Origin of the sequence: Psychrobacillus lasiicapitis (genome assembly GCF_006861795.1) — a bacterium.
GTDB lineage: Bacteria > Bacillota > Bacilli > Bacillales_A > Planococcaceae > Psychrobacillus > Psychrobacillus lasiicapitis.
Genome location: NZ_VDGH01000015.1, coordinates 76,839 through 96,623 on the forward strand (window position 1 = coordinate 76,839; position 19,785 = coordinate 96,623).

The window sequence follows — 19,785 nt, forward strand, 5'->3', positions numbered from 1 at the left end:
GGACATTTATATGTCCTAAATAAAATCAGTGTTATTGTACCAATCATCTAATTCTCCGTCAACTAATTTCATTAAAAAACACGAACGATTAATGAGTTAAACATTAATACGTTCGTGTTATTAATTAGGCTGGTGGAGCTTGATGCTGACTCCAATCAATATTAACGAATTTGTTAAATTCTTTCACAAAAGCAAGCGTTACCGTACCAGTAGGACCATTACGCTGTTTTGCAATAATAATTTCAATCATATTTTGATTTTCGGTTTCTTTATCGTAGTAGTCCTCACGATATAAGAAAGATACAATATCCGCATCCTGCTCAATTGATCCAGATTCACGTAAATCGGACATCATCGGTCGTTTATCTTGTCGTTGCTCTACCCCTCGAGATAGCTGTGAGAGTGCAATGACGGGAACTTTTAACTCACGAGCTAAACCTTTTAGAGAACGAGAAATTTCGGAAACCTCTTGTTGACGGTTTGCTTGACTGCCACCGCTTCCTTGAATTAGTTGTAAGTAATCAATTAGTATCATTCCAAGACCAGATTCCTGTTTTAAACGACGACATTTAGCACGAATTTCATTTACACGAATACCAGGTGTATCATCGATATAAATACCGGCGTTTGATAAGCTTCCCATCGCCATCGTAAGCTTACGCCAGTCTTCCGTTGTAAGCGTACCAGTACGAAGCACTTGCGCATCTATATTTCCCTCTGCACAAAGAATACGCATTACTAACTGTTCTGCTCCCATCTCCAAGCTAAAGATGGCTACGTTTTCATCGGTCTTTGTTGCTACGTTTTGGGCTACATTGAGTGCAAATGCCGTTTTCCCAACAGAAGGACGTGCAGCTACGATGATTAAGTCGTTTCGTTGGAAGCCGGCAGTAATACGATCTAAATCACGGAATCCTGTAGGTATTCCCGTAACTTCACCTTTTTGTGAATGAAGCTTTTCGATATTATCATACGTTTCTACTAATACATCTTTTATATGCTTAAAGTCACCAGCATTTTTTCGGTTGGCAACTTCCATCATTTTTCTTTCCGCTTCTGATAGCAAGGCTTCTACTTCGTCTTCTCTAGTAAATCCGTCCTCTACGATTGTAGTTGCCACGCGAATAAGTCTCCGTAAAATAGACTTTTCTTCTACTATCTTTGCATAGTGACCGATATTGGCAGCAGTAGGAACACTATTTGCAATCTCACTAATATACGAAATACCTCCGACATCTTCCAACTCTTTTTTAGCTGAAAGTTCTTCAGTCACAGTAATGACGTCTATCGCTTTTCCTTGATCACTTAACCGTAACATCGTTTGAAATATCTTTTGATGTGCGACCCGATAGAAGTCCTCTGGCATTACAATTTCTGCTGCAGTTATTAATGCTTGTGGTTCTAAAAATATGGCTCCGATGACAGATTGTTCAGCTTCTTGGTTATGCGGCGGTACACGGTCCAACAATGGATCGCTCATTCTTCTCTCTCCTTACGCTTCTTCTGTAACATGGACTTTTAATGTTGCTACTACCTCATGATGTAGTTTAACTGGAACATTTGTATATCCTAATGCACGAATAGCATCTTCTAATTCCATTTTGCGCTTATCTAATTTGATACCGTGTGATTTCTCTAATTGTGCTGCAATTTGTTTAGTTGTTACGGAACCAAATAAACGACCATCGCTACCTGATTTTGCCTTCAGTTCAACTGTAAGTTGCTCTAATACTTCTTTTAATTTTTTTGCTTCTGCTAGCTCTTCGGCAGCTTCTTTTTCAGATTTTTTCTTCTGACCTTCTAATGCACTAATGGCAGCTGTATTTGCTTCTACTGCAAGTTTGTTTTTTAATAAAAAGTTATGTGCATAACCGTCTGCTACGTTTTTTATTTCCCCTTTTTTCCCTTTACCTTTTACGTCTTTTAAGAATACGACTTTCATTCTGTATTTCCTCCTTTAGTTGTTTCCGTAATAGCATCTTTTAATAATGTTATTGCCTCTTCTATTGTTTTATTTTCTAATTGGCATGCTGCATTCGTTAAATGCCCCCCGCCGTTCAATCTTTCCATTACTAACTGTACATTTACATCTCCTAGCGATCTTGCACTTATACCTATTTTAGAATCACTTTTACGCCCAACAACAAACGAAGCAGTAATATTATTCATCGTCAATAATATATCGGCTGTTTGTGCTAGTAATACTTGACTATAAGTAATATTATCTTCACCGTGTGCAATGGCAATGCCTTCACCAAAAAATTCAACTGTTTGCACGATTTTAGAACGCTCAATATACGTATCAATATCTTCTTTCAGTAAACGTTGTACAAGTACCGTATCAGCTCCATTTGTACGTAGATAGGACGCTGCTTCAAACGTTCTAGCTCCTGTACGAAGGGTAAAGCTTTTCGTATCAACTATTATGCCTGCAAGCATAGAAGTGGCTTCTAAGCTTGTTATCTTTTGATGTTTAGGCTGATATTCGATTAATTCTGTAACAAGCTCGGAAGTAGAGGATGCGTATGGCTCCATATAAACAAGCATCGTATTAGATATAAATTCTTCTCCTCGTCGGTGATGATCAATGACGACTATTTTTTCTGCTCTTTGAAGCAATTTCTCATCAATAACTAAGCTTGGTTTATGTGTATCTACCACCACTAGAAGTGTTTTATCCGTCATTTTACTCATTGCTTCGTCTGGGCTGATAAAACGATCATAGAGCTCTGGCTTTTCTTTTATTTCATCCATTAATCGAGTAACACTATTATCTAGTTCATTGAAGTCGATTACGACAAAGCCCTCTACTTTGTTCATTTCGGCCATTTTTCTAACTCCGACAGCAGATCCAATCGCATCCATATCGGGCATCCGATGTCCCATTACAAACACTTGATCACTATCTTGGATTAGATCTCGAAGCGCATGTGAGATAACCCTAGCCCTGACACGAGTTCTTTTTTCTACTGGATTTGTTTTACCACCGTAAAACTTTACTTTTCCACTTGGATGTTTGATAGCTACCTGATCTCCACCGCGTCCTAATACTAAGTCCAAGCTCGATTGTGCTAGTTCTCCAAGTTCTACAAGCGAAATCGATCCTGCACCAACGCCTACACTTAACGTTAAAGAGAATCCAAACTTAGCCGTAGTCTCTCTTATGTCGTCTAAAATCGAAAATTTATTTTTCTCTAGTTCTACTAAGATCGATTCATTAAAGACCGCTAAAAAACGATCAGATGAAATTCTTTTCACGTAAATTCCGTATTTGGCACCCCAGTCATTCACACAGGAGGTAACAATACTATTTAATTGTCCTCGGGTTTGATCATCCATCCCTTGGGCAATTTCATCGTAGTTATCGATATATAGAACCCCAATAACTGTTCGATCCCCATAATATAAGGATTCTATTTCTACTTGTTCTGTAATATCAAAGAAGTATAATAACTTTTCTTCTGCTTTATACAATACTTTATAGTCATTATCATCAAATGATATAACCATTTCTTTTAAATCTTCTTGTTTCAAAAGCTGTTTAAAATCTTTGGAAATAGAAAATAACTCTTCACCTATGATTGTATCGAACGGTAACTTTTGCATCATATATGGATTTGCCCATTCAATGACATATTGATCATTTATCAATAATATACCAATAGGCATTTCTAATAGTGCTTCTTCCCCTACTTTTTTCATACGATAAGAGAGTGTTTCTATATGTTTTTCTGTCTCTTCATATACGCGCTGTTCTATAATCCATGCATAAATAGATACTCCTATTACTAATAAAGTAAATAACAATCCGACTAATAAATTGTTAGATAACAGTATATAAGCTGCTACTCCACCGAGTAATATGAACAAAACGAGTGGATATCGAATTGGTCGTTTCCTAAAAAAAGATGCCACTTGATCAGCTCCTTATTTTTTGTACCTGTCTTTTAAATACGCTCGCAAATTAAATCCTAAATCTAAAACCCCTAATATAATCGTGAACGTAAAAAGTGGTACGGCAAGAATGCTTGCCAAAACCATCGACCATTTCGGCCACCCTTGCACATAAAAATAGTAGTGAATGAGCGAAACACCTTGTAAAAACAAAAGTACTCTTAAAATAAGTGCTGCATTCACAAATAATAAATACCCAAAAGTGCCCATTTCAAATTCCATAAATAAAGAGAAAATGGATACGATTAAATAATACCACAACACCACTCTAGGTAGTCTAAAATCCATGAACCTTGAAAATTTTGGAACATCTAGTTTTAACTTTTTCAGTAAGGATAGATTAATCACTAGGTAAAGAAAAGCAGTTATGAAAGTGCCTCCAATAAAGTAGGATGGCATAATTGCTTGAATAAGCAGTATGCTTTGTCTCACCATTTCATCATAGTCTTTTGGTAATTGTCCGACAGATGCCATAATATTTCCTATTTGTTCATAGTATATTTCAATACCCTTTAATAGTTGTTCTAAAATATTTATATTTAATACTAAAATAGAAATTATGTATTGTACTGCCGCCATGAATAATAGAAAAATCCCTGATGCCATCAGCATATATAACTTAGATTTTTTATTTCGAATAGAATCACCTATTATAAATCCTAACGGGCTGACTAATAATCCAAATACAAAACCAAAAAATCCACCGATTATAAAAGATATGATAATAGCAATAAACATAACAAAAATCGCTTGCTTCCTTAAAAACCTTGCACTATACCAAGCAATAGGTAATGGAACAATAAACGACGTGAAAAAACCTACAAATGGCACATATACAGACATCGCCAAGAGGATAGCAAATAGGGCAATCATCATAGATCCATACGTTAAATAGTTTGTCTCATTTTTTTGCATGAAGTACCTTCCTTTTTTTAATCATCTATTTATTGTAACAGATTTACCACGACAACTAAAACCCCATACACTGAAGGATTACCTTTTTAAAAAATAGAAATAAAAAAAAGACCGGTTTCCCGGTCTTTTGAATTATAAACTTATCTCTCTTCAGAAGAGAATGGAAGTAAAGCCATGATACGAGATACTTTAATAGCTCGTGTTAACTTACGTTGGTACTTCGCGCTAGTTCCTGTCACACGACGTGGAAGAATTTTCCCACGTTCTGACACGAATTTTTTCAACAAATCTACATCTTTGTAATCGATGTGTGTGATGTTGTTAGCTGTGAAGTAACAAACTTTACGGCGTCTTTTGCCTCCGCGACGTGGTGCCATAATAGATTGCCTCCTTTTCGGTTAAAGTAACATGTGTGCTGTCCTATTAAAATGGTAGATCGTCATCCGAAACTTCGATTGGTCCACTACTATTTGCAAAAGGATCGTCATCTACACGTGTATAATTTTGCTGATTCATTGGTTGGTTTTGCTGATATGTTGGATATGGATTTTGCTGTTGTTGCTGTTGTCCGCCACCGTATGGTTGTCCCGATTGGCCACGGTCTCCAGAACTACTACGTGGTTCTAAAAACTGAACACTGTCTGCGACAACATCCGTCGTATAAACACGTTTTCCATCTTGTCCTTCATAACTGCCTGTTTGAATACGCCCTTCGACACCAGCTAAACTTCCTTTTTTCAAAAAGTTAGCTGTGTTTTCCGCTTGTTTTCTCCAAACGACACAGTTGATAAAATCAGCTTCTCTTTCACCTTGTTGGTTAGAAAATGTTCGATTGACAGCTAGTGTAAATCTTGCCATTGCCACGCCACTTGGTGTATAGCGAAGTTCCGGATCTTTTGTTAGTCTTCCAACTAAAACGACACGGTTAATCATCAGTGTACAACCTCCCTCATTCAGCTTTTGTTAGTCGATTTTATTATTTATCGTCGATACGAACAGCAATGTGACGGATAATGTCCTCATTGATGTTTGCTAAACGAATGTATTCATCGATTGCTTTAGAATCAGCGTTTGCTTTAACGATTTGGTAGTAACCTTCACGTAAGTCATTGATTTCGTAAGCTAAGCGGCGTTTACCCCAGTCTTTTGCTTCGATGATTTCAGCACCGTTTGAAGTTAGGATTTCGTTAAAACGCTCAACTAAAGCTTTTTTAGCATCCTCTTCGATTGCTGGTTGAATAATGTACATTAATTCGTACTTTCTCATCTATTTACACCTCCCTATGGTCTTTGGCCGATTGTTACCAATCGACAAGGAGCAAGTAATTCTATTACTCACATCAATGAATTGTACCATAAGGTGTTTATTATTTCAAGAATGATTGTCATTACTTTTTTAAATCATGTATATTTATTAATTGGAGGGGTCGTTCATGGAAAAAAGAGAGGATTATTTATCTATAGTTGAAATTGATTTGAAAAGGGTCGCTTGGTCTAGCTTATTGATGACCGTTATTCTCTCCATTGTAGGACTAGTTATCTACACCTTTTTACAAGGCGCTATACAACTAACTCTTACATTTTGGGGATTTTTCTTATTTTGTATCGGATATATACTTCTTATTGTTTTACATGAATGTTTTCATTTAATCGGTTTTTATTTTTTCGGGAAAGTTCCATGGAGTAGCATGGATTACGGTGTTAACTTGAAAATGGGGATTGCTTACGCAACAACTACCGTTCCTTTACCTAATCACGCAATGAAAAAAGCATTGTTGCTGCCTTTTTGGATGACTGGTGTTCTTCCAATGCTTTTCGGATATATAATAGAAATGCCAGTACTTGTTCTGTTGGGAGCATGGCTTATAGCTGGTGCAGCTGGTGACTTTGCGATGTATAAAGAGTTAAGAAGATATCCAAAAGATGTTCTAATAAAAGATGATCCTATAAAACCAAAACTATATATACTAAAAAAAGATTAGCGAGAGATTTCGCTAATCTTTTTTATTAAACGTTGAAACGGAACAGCATTACGTCGCCGTCTTGTACAACGTATTCTTTTCCTTCTAGACGAACTTTTCCTGCCTCTTTTGCGGCTGCCATCGATCCAGTACCAACTAAATCATCGTAAGCAACTGTTTCTGCACGGATAAATCCTTTTTCAAAGTCAGAGTGAATGACACCAGCACATTGTGGAGCTTTCATCCCTTTGCGGAACGTCCATGCACGTACTTCTTGTACACCTGCAGTAAAGTAAGTAGCTAGTCCTAGCAATGAATACGATGCTTTAATTAGTTGGTCTAATCCTGATTCTTCAATTCCTAGTTCTTCTAGGAACATTTGCTTTTCATCGTCTTCTAGAGCTGCCATTTCCTCTTCGATTTTTGCACAAACTACAATTACTTGTGCCCCCTCTTCAGCTGCAAATGCGCGTACTCTTTGTACATATTCGTTTTCTTCGTCTGCCATAATATCGTCTTCCGATACATTTGCAACGTATAACATCGGTTTAATAGTTAATAAGTGCAGACCTTTTACCACTCGAAGTTCCTCTTCCGTAAAGTCGACGGAACGGCCAGACTTGCCAGCTTCAAAAGCTTCTTTTAAGCGTGAAAGAATCGGTTCTTCTATCATTGCATCTTTATCTTTTTGTTTTGCCATTTTCGCAACACGTGCTAAACGTTTATCTACACTTTCTAAATCCGCTAAGATTAACTCCAGATTAATTACTTCTATGTCGGAGATTGGATCTACTTTACCGGAAACATGTGTAATATTTTCATCATTAAAGCAACGTACTACTTGGCAAATTGCATCTACTTCGCGAATATGAGCTAGGAACTTGTTTCCAAGACCTTCTCCTTTACTAGCGCCTTCTACAATTCCTGCAATGTCTGTAAACTCAAATGCCGTTGGAACTGTTTTCTTAGGTGTTACTAACTCTGTTAATTTATCTAAACGTGCATCTGGAACTTCTACAATACCTACGTTCGGATCGATCGTAGCGAATGGATAGTTAGCTGCAAGTGCCCCCGCTTTTGTTATTGCATTAAACAATGTGGATTTCCCTACGTTTGGTAATCCTACGATTCCTGCCGTCAGTGCCATATATGTCACAACCCTTCTCTATATTAACTTACACTTTTTTAAATTATAACCAGTTCATTATATTGATTTTAATGCTAAAAGTCTATCTTTACTCAGTATCTGCTTGTTTTAAAAGTCGCTTCATTTTTTTTTCAAACTCTTTTCTTGGGATGAGCACACTATGCTGGCAACCTTCACATTTAATCCGAATGTCCGCTCCCATTCGGATAATTTTCCATGCGTTTGTCCCACAAGGATGTTGCTTTTTCATCTCTACTATATCATTTAATTGAAATTGCTTACTTTCCATTTCAATCACCTTCTTTTACTAGAATTAATATCGCTATATAATTATGAAATTTGAATACCTTTATGTTCCAAGAACTCTCTTAAATCTCTTCGTACCTTTCTAGCAACCCCGGCTTGTTTCGTCGGTATTGTTTCAGCGGTAATACGGACAACTATCTCTGTTGCACTAAAGCTTTGTACCCCTAAAAAACTTGGTGGTTTAACAAGATCCTCGTATTTGCTCGGTAAAACTTTCAGGAATTCTTGTATATTCTTCTCTAATGCCAAAAGATCTGTTTCAGATGCCACGCTAAAATCTATTAAAGCCAATGAATTAAAAATGGAATAGTTAATAACGTTTGTAATGCTTCCATTTGGAATAATATGAAGTTCCCCTGTATAACTTTTCACTTTCGTTGTACGTAAACCAATTTCCTGCACAATTCCATTAGCTGTACCAATTTGTACTTGATCTCCCACAGCAAACTGGTCTTCAAATATTATAAAAAATCCTGTAATAATATCTTTTACTAAGCTTTGCGCACCAAAACCAACTGCAAGACCCACAATTCCTGCTCCGGCAAGTAGTCCTACCACCTTTATGCCAAAAGTACTTAAAATCGCTATGATGGCAGTAAAATAAACTACATTAGCTAAAATATTTTGTAATAGCTTCTCCAAAGTATTTTGTCTGCGTTCCGAATACCCTAAAGGACTTTTTTGTCTAACGAAAAACATTTTTTTGATAACACGTTTACCGACTCTCACTACAACTGTCATTAGCAATAAAATAACAATTATTTTTATACTAATAATTCCAAGCTGTATCCATGTGTCCTCTGTAAATAAGTAATCCTGTATTTTCTGAGTAGTTTTTTCCATAAAGTCGTTTATCACCTCTACTTGAATAAATAATCTTCTAGATGCATATACTATGCTAAAAAGAAAGCGAGTAAAACTCATGAATTCTGAAGCGACAGTTACTAAAAATCCCTCTACTATCTATTATAAAGAAACAGGAGTAGTTTGGCGATTAAGCAACTACTTTTTAGAACATATTCCTTTTGATCACCAAAACTTAGTTTTTTGCTGTATAGGAACGGATCGCTCTACAGGTGATGCGCTTGGACCAATGACTGGCTCCTTTTTAACACAACTCGTTTCTTTTCCGTTTCAAGTTGTCGGAACCTTGGATAATCCTTTACATGCTTTGAATCTAGAAGAAATAACAGAGGAATTAAAAAGGTCACCTGATTCACCTTATATTATTGCTATTGATGCTTGTTTAGGAAATGCAAACAATATTGGACAGATTATTGTACATCCTGGTCCGCTATTCCCTGGAAAAGCAGTAAAAAAAGAATTACCACCAATCGGAGAAGTCTCCATTAAAGCTGTCGTGAATATTGGAGGTTTTATGGAATATAATGTTTTACAAAGTACCCGTCTCAATCTAACATTCGAAATGGGAAGAGTGATTTCACGCTCTCTTCTTTTAGCATGGCATCGTTATAATTTAAAAGACATAAATAATAGCCACCGCAATGCCAACAACAACTAAACTAGGTAAGAGATTCGCCACTCTAATATTAGTTAAGCCAAGTAAATTTAAACCAATTGCAATAATCATAATGCCGCCAGTAGCTGTCATTTCTTGGAGAAATAAATCGAGCGCAGCTTCTGGTATAACTTTTGTAATCTGTGTTGCGAATAAAGCAATTACTCCTTGGTAAATTGCAACCGGAATTGCTGACAATAATACGCCTATTCCAAGCGTTGCTGATAAAATAATAGAAGTGAAGCCGTCTATAATTCCTTTACTTATGAGTAATTCATGATCATTTTGAAGTCCACTATTCAATGCTCCTAATACTCCCATAGCGCCAATAACAAATATAAGTGTACTCGTAACAAAACCTTGTGCGATACTTCCTCCTTGAGAAGCTTTTGAACCAAATTTTTTTTCTAAAAATTGACCTAACTTGTTTAACCATTTATCTATATCTATCCATTCACCTATAACTGCTCCAAACACTATACAAATAATGATTAATACAAAATTACTGCTTTCTAAGCCCATCTGAATACCCAAAACAGTCACCACTATTCCAATTGCCCCTATAACTGTTTGCTTCATATTCTCAGGTATCCCTTTTAATAACCGTCCGGCAATAGCTCCTATAATTATTAATAGAGCATTTACTAAAGTCCCTAACAATACCATCCGTAATCCTCATCTCGTCTCTAAAAATACAACCTATTCCTAGGTTGCCCTAGAAATAGGCTGAATTAATTCTCTAATAGTTCTAATATTCTTTCTAAATCATCTTCTGAATAAAATTCAATTTCAATTTTTCCTTTTTCTTTACCCTTTGTTATCGAGACAGATGTACCGAAAATATCTCTCAATTCAGATTCCTTTTCTTTTGTGAATATATCTTTTTCTTCTTTTTTTGTTTCACGTGGAACATTTTCATTTAGCCTTTGTACTAAAGCTTCTAATTGACGTACATTTAAGTTTTCTTTAACCGTCTTTTGCATGATTATTGGAATGTTTTTTTTCTTTTTTAAACCTAGCAAAGCCTTCCCATGTCCCATTGTGAGAACACCATCCGAAATGGCATTTCTTACGACTTCGGGTAATGTAAGTAATCGTACATGGTTAGCAATATGTGGTCTACTTTTTCCTAATCTAAATGCAAGTTGTTCCTGTGTTAACTTCAAATGTTCCATTAAATTTTGATAAGCTTCTGCTTCTTCTATTGGCGTTAAATCTTCACGCTGTAAGTTTTCTAATATAGCGAGCTCCATCATCTGCTGATCCGTCAGCTCTCGAATGACAGCTGGTATTATATCTAAACTAGCAAGCTGAGAAGCTCTAAATCTTCTCTCCCCAACAACTATTTCATATTTTGAACCTTTTTTACGAAGAATAATAGGTTGTAATACACCGTGTTCTTTAATAGACTCAGTAAGCTCTTTCATCGCTTCTTGATCAAAAATTTTTCGAGGTTGATAAGGATTTGGCTTGATATCTGTTAAACTTATTTGTTCAACTTTCTCTGTTTTTATTTGATCTTCACCCGGAAAGAGTGCGTTAATACCTTTTCCTAAAGCTTTAGCCATTACGAATCACTTCCTTCGCTAGTTCTAAGTATACTTCTGCTCCTCTAGACTTCGGGTCGTAAATAATAATTGGTTCTCCATGACTAGGTGCTTCACTCAAGCGTACATTTCTAGGGATTATCGTTTTATATACTTTCTCTTGAAAGTATTTTTTTACTTCTTCAATGACTTGGATACCTAGATTCGTTCTAGCATCAAACATAGTTAATAAAACACCGTCAATCTCTAGGTTTTTGTTTAAATGCTTTTGTACAAGTCGTATAGTACTTAATAATTGACTTAAACCTTCTAAGGCATAAAACTCACATTGAACCGGAATAATAATAGCATCTGAAGCAGTCAACGAGTTTATAGTCAACAATCCAAGAGATGGTGGGCAATCAATAACGATGTAATCGTATTGATTTTCTACTTCCTGTAATGCTTTTTTTAATCGAACCTCTCGAGAAATAGTTGAAACTAATTCTATTTCTGCTCCTGCTAAAGAAATTGTAGCGGGAACAATGTAAAGATTCTCCACCTTTGTTTCTTGAATTGTTTCCAAAACACTTACATCATCTATTAAAACATCGTAAATACATTGACTTATATCGCCTTTATTAACACCTACGCCACTGGAAGCGTTTCCTTGTGGATCAATATCTACAAGTAAAACTTTCTTACCTAAGTAGGCAAGGCAGGCACTTAAGTTAACAGATGTAGTAGTCTTTCCCACACCACCTTTTTGATTGGCTATTGCAATAATTCTTCCCACTCTTGCACCTACTTTCGTCGTAATTTTTTGACTCTATTCCATTCTATCAAATTTCTCAAGAAAATTGGATATTATTCTTGTAACAAAAGAAAAACTCTTGCAATAATGCCAGAGTTTGAATTTGATAATATATTATGATTTCTTTTTAGGTATTCTCACAGTAATTTGATAAAATTCTTCCATATCTTCTTCTTCTGTTTTGATATTAATACCACTCTTGGTAACCATTGATAAGGACTGTTTTATCGTATTTAAAGCAATTCGTACGTCTTTGCTGACGGCTTTTCTTTTTGGTTTTGTTGCTTTTTTATCCTCCTTCATAGGAGGGTTTATAATTTCTTCTACTTTTTGTTCCAATTGTTTCACATTCCAATGATTTTCTATTGTCATATTCATCAATTGTATTTGTGTTTCTTTATCCTTAATTTGCATTAACGCTCTTGCATGTCTTTCCGATAACTCTTTTTTCAGAATTGCTTCTTGCACTTCTTCAGGGAGTTTTAACAGTCTTAGTTTGTTGGCAACAGTAGACTGACCTTTCCCAAGTCGTTGTGCTAATGCTTCTTGTGTAAGCTCATGTAGTTTTAGCAACTTTTGATAAGCCACCGCTTCTTCAATTGCGGTTAATTCTTCTCGTTGTAAGTTTTCTATTAATGCAATAGAAGCAGTTTCTTTGTCGCTTAAATTACGAATTATTGCTGGTACTTCTGCCCACTGCAATTTTGACATTGCTCGAAAACGCCGCTCCCCAGCAATAATTTCATACTTTTCATCATCCATTTTGCGGATGACTATTGGTTGAATTACACCATGCGTATGAATAGTCCGAGCAAGTTCCTCTATTTTTGCTTCATCAAAAACAGTTCTCGGTTGATATCTATTGGGTATTATTTTTTCAATCGCTATATTTACTACTTCTTCTAAATGATGTTTTGTGGGTTCCACAACTACATCTTGTCCTTGTTTTTCAGAGCTTCCGAAAAAACGAGAAAAAGGACTTTTCATCTAACAAGCACCACCTTTTAGAAACTCTATACACTTAATATTCACGAAAAAATTACACTACTATAAATGTTTCACGTGGAACGTTCCTCAACTTAATGCACCTTAACATACTTGCTTCTTATCTCTAATATTTAAGAATATAAACTCGTAATATTCTACTAACTTATAGATAGAAACAAGATGTTTAGTAAGGTTAAATAATAGGCGTTTTATTTGGAATACCTGGCTTTCGAGGGTATCTTTTCGGTGTGCTTTTTGTTTTAGAAAAGACATATAACGTTCTCTCACTATTTTCTATAGGTAAAAGAAATGAATTCTCTCCACTTTTCTCAGCACCTAGCACATCTAGTGCTTTTTTCGCATCTTTTAACTCATCGGAAGCACTAGCAGCCTTCATCGCAATAAACCTGCCCCCCACTTTTACAAGAGGGACACACAATTCGGATAAGACAGAGAGCCTTGCTACAGCCCTTGCAGTTACAATATCATATTTTTCTCTATATTCACTGTTTTGTCCAAATTCCTCCGCTCGAGCATGCACAAATTGAACATTGGATAAGTTTAATTCTTTACTTAAATTAGTTAAAAATTGAATTCGTTTATTTAATGAATCAACTATAGTCACTTTTATATTTGGAAAACAAATTTTTATCGGAATACTTGGAAATCCAGCCCCTGCTCCTACATCACAAACAGAGAAAGGGCCATTAAAATCTTCATAAAAGGAAGCACTAATAGAATCAAAAAAATGTTTTAAATAAACAGAAGGTTCATCTGTGATAGCTGTTAAATTCATTTTTTCATTCCACTCAACTAGTAGTTCATAATATTTTTTAAACTGTTCTAGTTGAACATCACTTAGTGAAATCCCTCTTTCATGAAGGGCTTGTTTAAATTGTTCTTCGTTCATGTAGTTCTCCTTATCATTTAAGACTATCCAGATATTTTAGCTATTTTTCCTTGTTCAATATAGATAAGCAAGATAGAAATGTCCGCTGGATTTACTCCTGATATACGAGATGCTTGTGCAATAGATAATGGACGTACTTGCTTCAATTTTTGTTTAGCTTCCGTAGCAATTCCAGAGATTGCATCATAATCAAGTTGGTCAGGAATTTTTTTGTCTTCCATTTTTTTGAGTTTTTCTACTTGTTGAAGAGATTTTTCAATATACCCTTCATATTTTACTTGAATTTCAACTTGTTCTTTTTCTTCTAATGTTAATTCTACTTCTGAAGGAACCAATTCGGCAACTAAATCATAGTGCATTTCCGTTCGCTTCAGCAAATCAGCAGCACGTATACCGTCTTTTAGTTCACTACCTTCTACACTACGTATTAATGCCTGTGTTGTTTCATTTGGTTTAATGATTAGTGTGCGTAGACGAACTAATTCATCCTCTATTCGTTTCTTTTTAGCTAAAAATTGATCATATCTCTCTTGAGGGACCAAACCGATTTCATAGCCTATTTCAAGAAGTCTTAAATCAGCGTTATCATGACGTAATAACAATCGATATTCTGCACGTGAAGTAAGTAAGCGATATGGTTCATTTGTTCCTTTTGTTACTAAATCGTCGATCAGTACTCCAATGTACGCATCTGATCTGCTTAATACTTTTTCTTCCTTGTTGAGTACTCGAAGTGCTGCGTTTATACCAGCCATTAAACCTTGGCCTGCTGCTTCTTCGTATCCAGAAGTTCCGTTAATTTGACCTGCAGTGTATAAGTTTTTAATCTTTTTCGTTTCAAGTGTTGGCCATAATTGAGTTGGTACCATTGCATCGTACTCAATTGCATAACCAGCACGCATCATTTCCGCATTTTCAAGTCCAGGAACAGAAGCTATTAGTTGTCGTTGAACATGTTCTGGTAGACTAGTCGATAAACCTTGAACATATACTTCTTTTGTATTTCTTCCCTCTGGCTCTAAGAAAATCTGATGACGCGGTTTATCATTAAATCGCACTACTTTATCTTCAATAGAAGGACAATATCTTGGTCCAGTTCCTTTAATCATACCAGAATACATAGGAGATAAATGTAAATTCTCATTAATAATTTGATGGGTTTTTTCACTTGTATATGTTAACCAACATGGTAATTGATCCATGATAAATTCAGTTGTTTCAAAACTAAATGCTCTAGGAACGTCATCACCAGGTTGAATTTCTGTTTTACTATAGTCTACTGTTTTACTATTTACACGTGGTGGTGTACCCGTTTTAAATCGAACCAAATCAAAGCCCAAATTTCGGATGCTATCCGCTAACTTAATAGAAGGTTGCTGATTGTTTGGTCCACTTGAATATTTTAAGTCACCAATGATTATTTCTCCGCGTAAAAATGTACCCGTCGTAATAACCACTGTTTCTGCTCGGTAAATAGCCCCTACTTGTGTTACTAATCCGATGATTTTCTCATCTTCGACAAGTAATTCTTCTACAACTGCTTGGTGAATCGTTAAATTATCTTGTTCTTCAAGTAGTCGTTTCATTTCATGTTGATATAACACTTTATCCGCTTGTGCACGTAGTGCTCGAACAGCTGGACCTTTCCCAGTGTTCAGCATTCTCATTTGAATATGTGTCTTATCTATTACTTTTCCCATGGCTCCGCCTAATGCGTCAATTTCACGCACAACAATTCCTTTCGCTGGCCCTCCGATGGATGGATTACATGGCATAAATGCAATCATATCAAGATTAATTGTCAAAACAAGCGTTTTTGCACCCATTTTAGCAGCTGCTAGTGCTGCTTCCACGCCTGCATGTCCTGCTCCAACAACAATCACATCGAACTTGCCTGCTTCAAAGTTTGGCATGTTCGTTACTTCCTCTCACTTTTTTATTTTCCTAAACAAAACTGTGCAAATAACTGGTCAATTAGGCTTTCTTCCACTGTATCTCCAACTATCTCGCCTAGTATTTCCCAAGTTCTTGTCACATCTATTTGAATCATATCCACTGGCACTTGATTGTGTGCAGCTTCAATTGCGTCTGTTACAGTTGCTTTTGCTAAATGTAATAAGGATATATGACGAGCATTCGATACATAAGTTAAATCCGATGCTTCAATAGATCCTTCAAAAAATAGAGTAGCTATTGCTTCTTCTAATTCATCGACCCCTTCCTCCTGAAGTAAGGAAGTCGTGACTACTCGTTTATCTCCTGCCAACCGCTTCACTTCGTCCATGTTTATTTCGGACGGTAAATCTGTTTTATTAATGATAATAATGCAATCCATACCTTCAACTGCTTCAAATAGTCGTCGGTCTTCTTCGGTTAGTTGTTCAGCATTGTTTAACACAAGCAAAAGAAGATCTGCTTCTTTTAATACTTGTCGTGACTTTTCTACACCGATTCTTTCAACAATATCTTCTGTTTCTCGAATTCCAGCAGTATCTACTAATTTTAACGGAACTCCGCGTACATTAACATACTCTTCTATAATATCTCTTGTAGTTCCCGCTATATCCGTAACAATAGCCTTGTTTTCTTGTATCAAACTATTTAATAAAGAAGACTTTCCAACGTTCGGTCTTCCGATAATTGCAGTTGAAAGTCCTTCACGAAGTATTTTTCCTTGAGATGAAGTAATTAATAACTTATCAATTTCTTCTTTTACCCAAGTACATTTATCTATCATCAGTGGAAGTGTCATTTCTTCCACATCATCATATTCTGGATAATCAATATTTACTTCTACCTGTGCCAAAGTCTCAAGAAGAGCTTGTCTTAATGTGTTAATAAGTCTAGATAATCGTCCGTCCATTTGCCCTAAAGCAACATTCATCGCTTTATCTGTTTTTGCTCTTATTAAATCCATGACAGCTTCTGCTTGCGATAAGTCGATTCTTCCATTTAAAAATGCACGTTTCGTAAACTCACCTGGCTCTGCGAGTCGTGCACCATTTATTAAAATGAGTTGTAAGACACGATTGACCGATACAAGTCCTCCATGACAATTTATCTCTATTACATCTTCTCTTGTAAATGTTTTTGGTCCTTTCATTAAGGATAGCATTACCTCTTCTACTACCTCATTCGTTTTAGGATCAACTAAATGTCCATAATGTATCGTATGAGATGCTTGTTTGAGTAAATCTTTTTCGTTTGGTGAACGAAAAATTTTATTTGCTATGGCTACTGCATTAGACCCACTGATTCTTACTATTGCTATAGCCCCTTCACCAAGCGGTGTAGAAATAGCTGCTATTGTATCAAATTCCACTAGTGTCTACCTCCTTACAGTTTACCACTTATCCACATGTGAATAAGTAAACGAACACGACTATCTAACATATAACGATACCACAAAATACCCAAAATCAGAAGCATAGATACTTTTATTCGTGTGAACAAAATGTACCAATTTAACCATATCAATTATCCTTCGTATAAATGGGACGTACCCAGGCTGACATTATTCTCCTACTTCCTTTACGATTCGCGGTATTTGCTAATAAGGTGAAACCTCAATCAGTCGGGGTTTTCCGACGCACAGTCCGCTTTCCTTCCACTGATTGTTAGTTGTGTCTCACATGATGTTACGTACTTAGTCTGGGATCATTTTATCGGGCGCATGCCAGCAGTTGACCTCACACTTATCTTTTCGCTTTAAAATTTAAAAAATGGATTTCAGCTATAGAGAGCTAAAACCCATTTATTTTTTACTTTATTGGTTCTATAACTAAATAACGATTTGGATCTGTTCCCATTGAATAGGTTTCTATATCCACTCGAACAGTTAGTGCATGATGAATTATTTTTCTTTCAAAAGAAGACATTGGTTCAAACTCTACCTTTTTACCAGTACGAACAGCTTTATCTGCCATTCTTTCTGCAAGCTGCTCGAGCGATTCTCTTCTACGCTCTCGGTAATTTCCAACATCTAATTTAATAATAATAAAGGAATTAGAAAACTTATTAGCGACAAGCTGGGATAAATTTTCAAGCGCATTTAGTGTTTGTCCACGCTTTCCTATTAGTAATGCCGCTTTTTCACTATTTAGATGAAGATGAACAAACTTTCCATCTCTTTTTTCAGTTATTACTAAATCATCTATTTTCATCTCTTTAGCGATTTTCTCTATATATTGAATAGTTTCCTCTACCGCTAACTCGTTTGTTTGCTGCTTTACAGGTGCTTCTTCTTTCACAATTAGATCACTTTCTTCTGTGTTATGAGCCTGGACCTGTTGGGGTTGTTCTATTTCTACTTTTTCCGTTTTAGGAATTTCTTCTACTATTTCTTCTTTTAAAACAGTTACTTGTACAACTGCAGGCTTTACTCCAAATCCTAGAAAGCCTTTTTTACCCTCTTCCACTACTGTAATCGACACATCTTGCATGGGTACTCCTAGCTTTTCTAGTGCAATAGTTATAGCTTCTTCTTTTGTAGGTGCAGTTTGCGTAATCTGATTCATTTTTTAGCCCCTCCCGATTTAACAGGTTCCTTTGCTTTCTTGTTCCAAGGTTTATAAATGAATAAATTTTGAATAATAGAGATTATGTTTCCGATAACCCAATATAATGTTAATGCAGCCGGTAATACAATACCAAATCCGATAATCATAAACGGCATAATATACATCATAATTTTCATTTGCGGATTATCCATAGCCGGACCTGTACGTAAAACGATCAATTGCATAATACCAGCAAGAACTGCAAGTATTATACTAGGCTCTGCTAATGCAAATCCTAAAAAGTCACCTAGATTGATTTCTGGTGTATTATTCATACGGCTAATTGCATGATAAAAACCGATTAGTATTGGCATTTGGATAAACACCGGCAAACATCCAGCAGCTGGATTGATTCCTCTTTCTTTAAAAAGAGCCATCATTTCTTGCTGATACTTTTGCTGAGTTACCGCATCTTTAGAACTGTATTTTTCTTTTAATTTTTGTAATTCAGGTTGTACTTCTTGCATGTTTTTCGAGCTTTTTGTCTGTTTAATCATTAAAGGTAAGATTATTAAGCGAATAATAATGGTTACCGTAATAATTCCTAAACCATAAGTGCCTAGTAAATCTTTAAAGTAAGTAATAGCTGAAACTAATGGCCAAACGATGTAATGATTCCAAAATCCTTCTGAATCAGAATAGATCGGCTCATTAAATTCAGAACAACCAGCAAGTAGTGCAGTTACTACTACTAGTAATAGTACTAATGATAATCTTTTTTTCAACCTTCTTTCCCCCTAATTATATATCTTCATTTCATCTTACCATTTCTAAGAAAGTCTACACTAGCTTTTCTTTTTGATTGCCTTTGCAATTTTTAAAACATGTTCCAAACTTTTTTTGGTTTCATGAAAATCTAGCTTGGCCGCCGGATTTCTGGCGATAATTATATAATCCATTTTCGAATACACTTGATCATGTATTTCTAAAAAGGTTTGTCTAATATATCTTTTTATACGATTTCGAACTACTGCATTCCCTACTTTTTTACTGACCGACAATCCTACACGATAATAATCATCTTCTTTTGCTAGGCAATAGACAACGAATTGTCTATTAGCAAATGACTTTCCTTTTTTAAAGATCTCTTGAAACTCTGCATTTCTTTTTATTCGTTGTCTTTTATTCATCGTTTCACCTGCTCCGACTAATCGTTATAAAAGAAAAAAAAGACCACTGAATGGTCA

General features: G+C 35.8%; 22 protein-coding genes. 2 read left to right on the top strand and 20 right to left on the bottom strand.

From position 1 onward, the window contains the following. Positions 1–124: 124 nt before the first annotated feature. The 7 genes from dnaB to rpsF form a co-directional block, all read right to left on the bottom strand. Positions 125–1,480: a replicative DNA helicase gene (gene dnaB, locus FG382_RS20970; protein ID WP_142540802.1), complete on the bottom strand. Its 1,356-nt coding sequence runs from the start codon at positions 1,478–1,480 to the stop codon at positions 125–127. A gap of 12 nt (positions 1,481–1,492) precedes the next feature. Continuing rightward, positions 1,493–1,942 (bottom strand): 50S ribosomal protein L9, encoded by a 450-nt coding sequence (rplI, locus tag FG382_RS20975; RefSeq protein WP_142540803.1) that lies wholly within the window; start codon positions 1,940–1,942, stop codon positions 1,493–1,495. Next, a complete protein-coding gene (locus FG382_RS20980) occupies positions 1,939–3,915 on the bottom strand; it encodes a DHH family phosphoesterase (protein WP_142540804.1) in 1,977 nt (658 codons plus the stop codon). Before FG382_RS20980 ends, rplI begins: the two co-directional genes overlap by 4 nt. Positions 3,916–3,927: 12 nt before the next feature. Further along, a complete protein-coding gene (locus tag FG382_RS20985; RefSeq protein ID WP_142540805.1) occupies positions 3,928–4,869 on the bottom strand; it encodes a YybS family protein in 942 nt (313 codons plus the stop codon). Between the two features lie 140 nt (positions 4,870–5,009). Further along, a complete protein-coding gene (rpsR, locus tag FG382_RS20990) occupies positions 5,010–5,246 on the bottom strand; it encodes a 30S ribosomal protein S18 (RefSeq protein ID WP_142540806.1) in 237 nt (78 codons plus the stop codon). Positions 5,247–5,292: 46 nt separating this feature from the next. Continuing rightward, entirely contained in the window at positions 5,293–5,802 is a 510-nt protein-coding gene (ssb, locus tag FG382_RS20995) for a single-stranded DNA-binding protein (RefSeq protein WP_142540807.1), read from the bottom strand. A 43-nt stretch (positions 5,803–5,845) separates the two neighbouring features. Further along, positions 5,846–6,136: a 30S ribosomal protein S6 gene (gene rpsF, locus FG382_RS21000; protein WP_142540808.1), complete on the bottom strand. Its 291-nt coding sequence runs from the start codon at positions 6,134–6,136 to the stop codon at positions 5,846–5,848. A 166-nt stretch (positions 6,137–6,302) separates the two neighbouring features. Between rpsF and FG382_RS21005 the strand changes: the two genes are divergently transcribed. After that, positions 6,303–6,851 carry a DUF3267 domain-containing protein gene (locus FG382_RS21005; RefSeq protein ID WP_142540809.1) on the top strand — a complete coding sequence of 183 codons (549 nt, stop codon included), beginning with the start codon at positions 6,303–6,305 and terminating at the stop codon, positions 6,849–6,851. Between the two features lie 25 nt (positions 6,852–6,876). On the opposite strand, the gene ychF is transcribed toward FG382_RS21005, so the two are convergent. The 3 genes from ychF to FG382_RS21020 all read right to left on the bottom strand — a co-directional run bounded on the left by ychF (position 6,877) and on the right by FG382_RS21020 (position 9,207). Beyond that, the gene (gene ychF / locus FG382_RS21010) at positions 6,877–7,977 is read right to left on the bottom strand and encodes a redox-regulated ATPase YchF (protein WP_142540810.1); all 1,101 of its coding nucleotides are present in this window, start codon (positions 7,975–7,977) and stop codon (positions 6,877–6,879) included. Positions 7,978–8,065: 88 nt separating this feature from the next. Beyond that, positions 8,066–8,266, bottom strand: coding sequence for a DUF951 domain-containing protein (locus FG382_RS21015; protein WP_142540811.1), 201 nt, complete (start codon positions 8,264–8,266; stop codon positions 8,066–8,068). Positions 8,267–8,307: 41 nt separating this feature from the next. Then, complete coding sequence (locus FG382_RS21020) at positions 8,308–9,207, bottom strand: mechanosensitive ion channel family protein (RefSeq protein ID WP_142540812.1); 900 nt, start codon at positions 9,205–9,207, stop codon at positions 8,308–8,310. On the opposite strand from FG382_RS21020, the gene yyaC reads away from it, so the two are divergent. Further along, on the top strand, positions 9,206–9,805 hold the full coding sequence (yyaC, locus tag FG382_RS21025; protein WP_142540813.1) for a spore protease YyaC: 600 nt from the start codon (positions 9,206–9,208) through the stop codon (positions 9,803–9,805). The two genes, FG382_RS21020 and yyaC, sit on opposite strands and share 2 nt — an antisense overlap. Here the strand turns inward: yyaC and FG382_RS21030 are convergent. From FG382_RS21030 to rnpA, 10 genes are all read right to left on the bottom strand, one after another. Beyond that, the gene (locus tag FG382_RS21030; RefSeq protein ID WP_142540814.1) at positions 9,761–10,468 is read right to left on the bottom strand and encodes a DUF554 domain-containing protein; all 708 of its coding nucleotides are present in this window, start codon (positions 10,466–10,468) and stop codon (positions 9,761–9,763) included. The two genes, yyaC and FG382_RS21030, sit on opposite strands and share 45 nt — an antisense overlap. A gap of 65 nt (positions 10,469–10,533) precedes the next feature. After that, positions 10,534–11,370: a ParB/RepB/Spo0J family partition protein gene (locus FG382_RS21035; RefSeq protein ID WP_142540815.1), complete on the bottom strand. Its 837-nt coding sequence runs from the start codon at positions 11,368–11,370 to the stop codon at positions 10,534–10,536. Further along, a complete protein-coding gene (locus FG382_RS21040) occupies positions 11,363–12,124 on the bottom strand; it encodes a ParA family protein (protein ID WP_142540816.1) in 762 nt (253 codons plus the stop codon). Before FG382_RS21040 ends, FG382_RS21035 begins: the two co-directional genes overlap by 8 nt. Before the next feature lie 132 nt (positions 12,125–12,256). Then, positions 12,257–13,129, bottom strand: a complete 873-nt coding sequence (gene noc / locus FG382_RS21045) for a nucleoid occlusion protein (RefSeq protein WP_142540817.1) — start codon at positions 13,127–13,129, stop codon at positions 12,257–12,259. Between the two features lie 193 nt (positions 13,130–13,322). Next, entirely contained in the window at positions 13,323–14,039 is a 717-nt protein-coding gene (gene rsmG / locus FG382_RS21050) for a 16S rRNA (guanine(527)-N(7))-methyltransferase RsmG (protein WP_142540818.1), read from the bottom strand. Positions 14,040–14,062: 23 nt separating this feature from the next. After that, complete coding sequence (mnmG, locus tag FG382_RS21055) at positions 14,063–15,952, bottom strand: tRNA uridine-5-carboxymethylaminomethyl(34) synthesis enzyme MnmG (RefSeq protein WP_142540819.1); 1,890 nt, start codon at positions 15,950–15,952, stop codon at positions 14,063–14,065. Positions 15,953–15,975: 23 nt separating this feature from the next. Continuing rightward, positions 15,976–17,361: a tRNA uridine-5-carboxymethylaminomethyl(34) synthesis GTPase MnmE gene (gene mnmE / locus FG382_RS21060; protein ID WP_142540820.1), complete on the bottom strand. Its 1,386-nt coding sequence runs from the start codon at positions 17,359–17,361 to the stop codon at positions 15,976–15,978. Between the two features lie 439 nt (positions 17,362–17,800). Continuing rightward, the gene (gene jag / locus FG382_RS21065; protein WP_142540821.1) at positions 17,801–18,556 is read right to left on the bottom strand and encodes an RNA-binding cell elongation regulator Jag/EloR; all 756 of its coding nucleotides are present in this window, start codon (positions 18,554–18,556) and stop codon (positions 17,801–17,803) included. Beyond that, on the bottom strand, positions 18,553–19,323 hold the full coding sequence (gene yidC / locus FG382_RS21070; RefSeq protein ID WP_142540822.1) for a membrane protein insertase YidC: 771 nt from the start codon (positions 19,321–19,323) through the stop codon (positions 18,553–18,555). The genes jag and yidC overlap by 4 nt, the downstream gene beginning before the upstream one ends. A 60-nt stretch (positions 19,324–19,383) precedes the next feature. Further along, complete coding sequence (rnpA, locus tag FG382_RS21075) at positions 19,384–19,728, bottom strand: ribonuclease P protein component (protein ID WP_142540823.1); 345 nt, start codon at positions 19,726–19,728, stop codon at positions 19,384–19,386. Positions 19,729–19,785 lie beyond the last annotated feature (57 nt).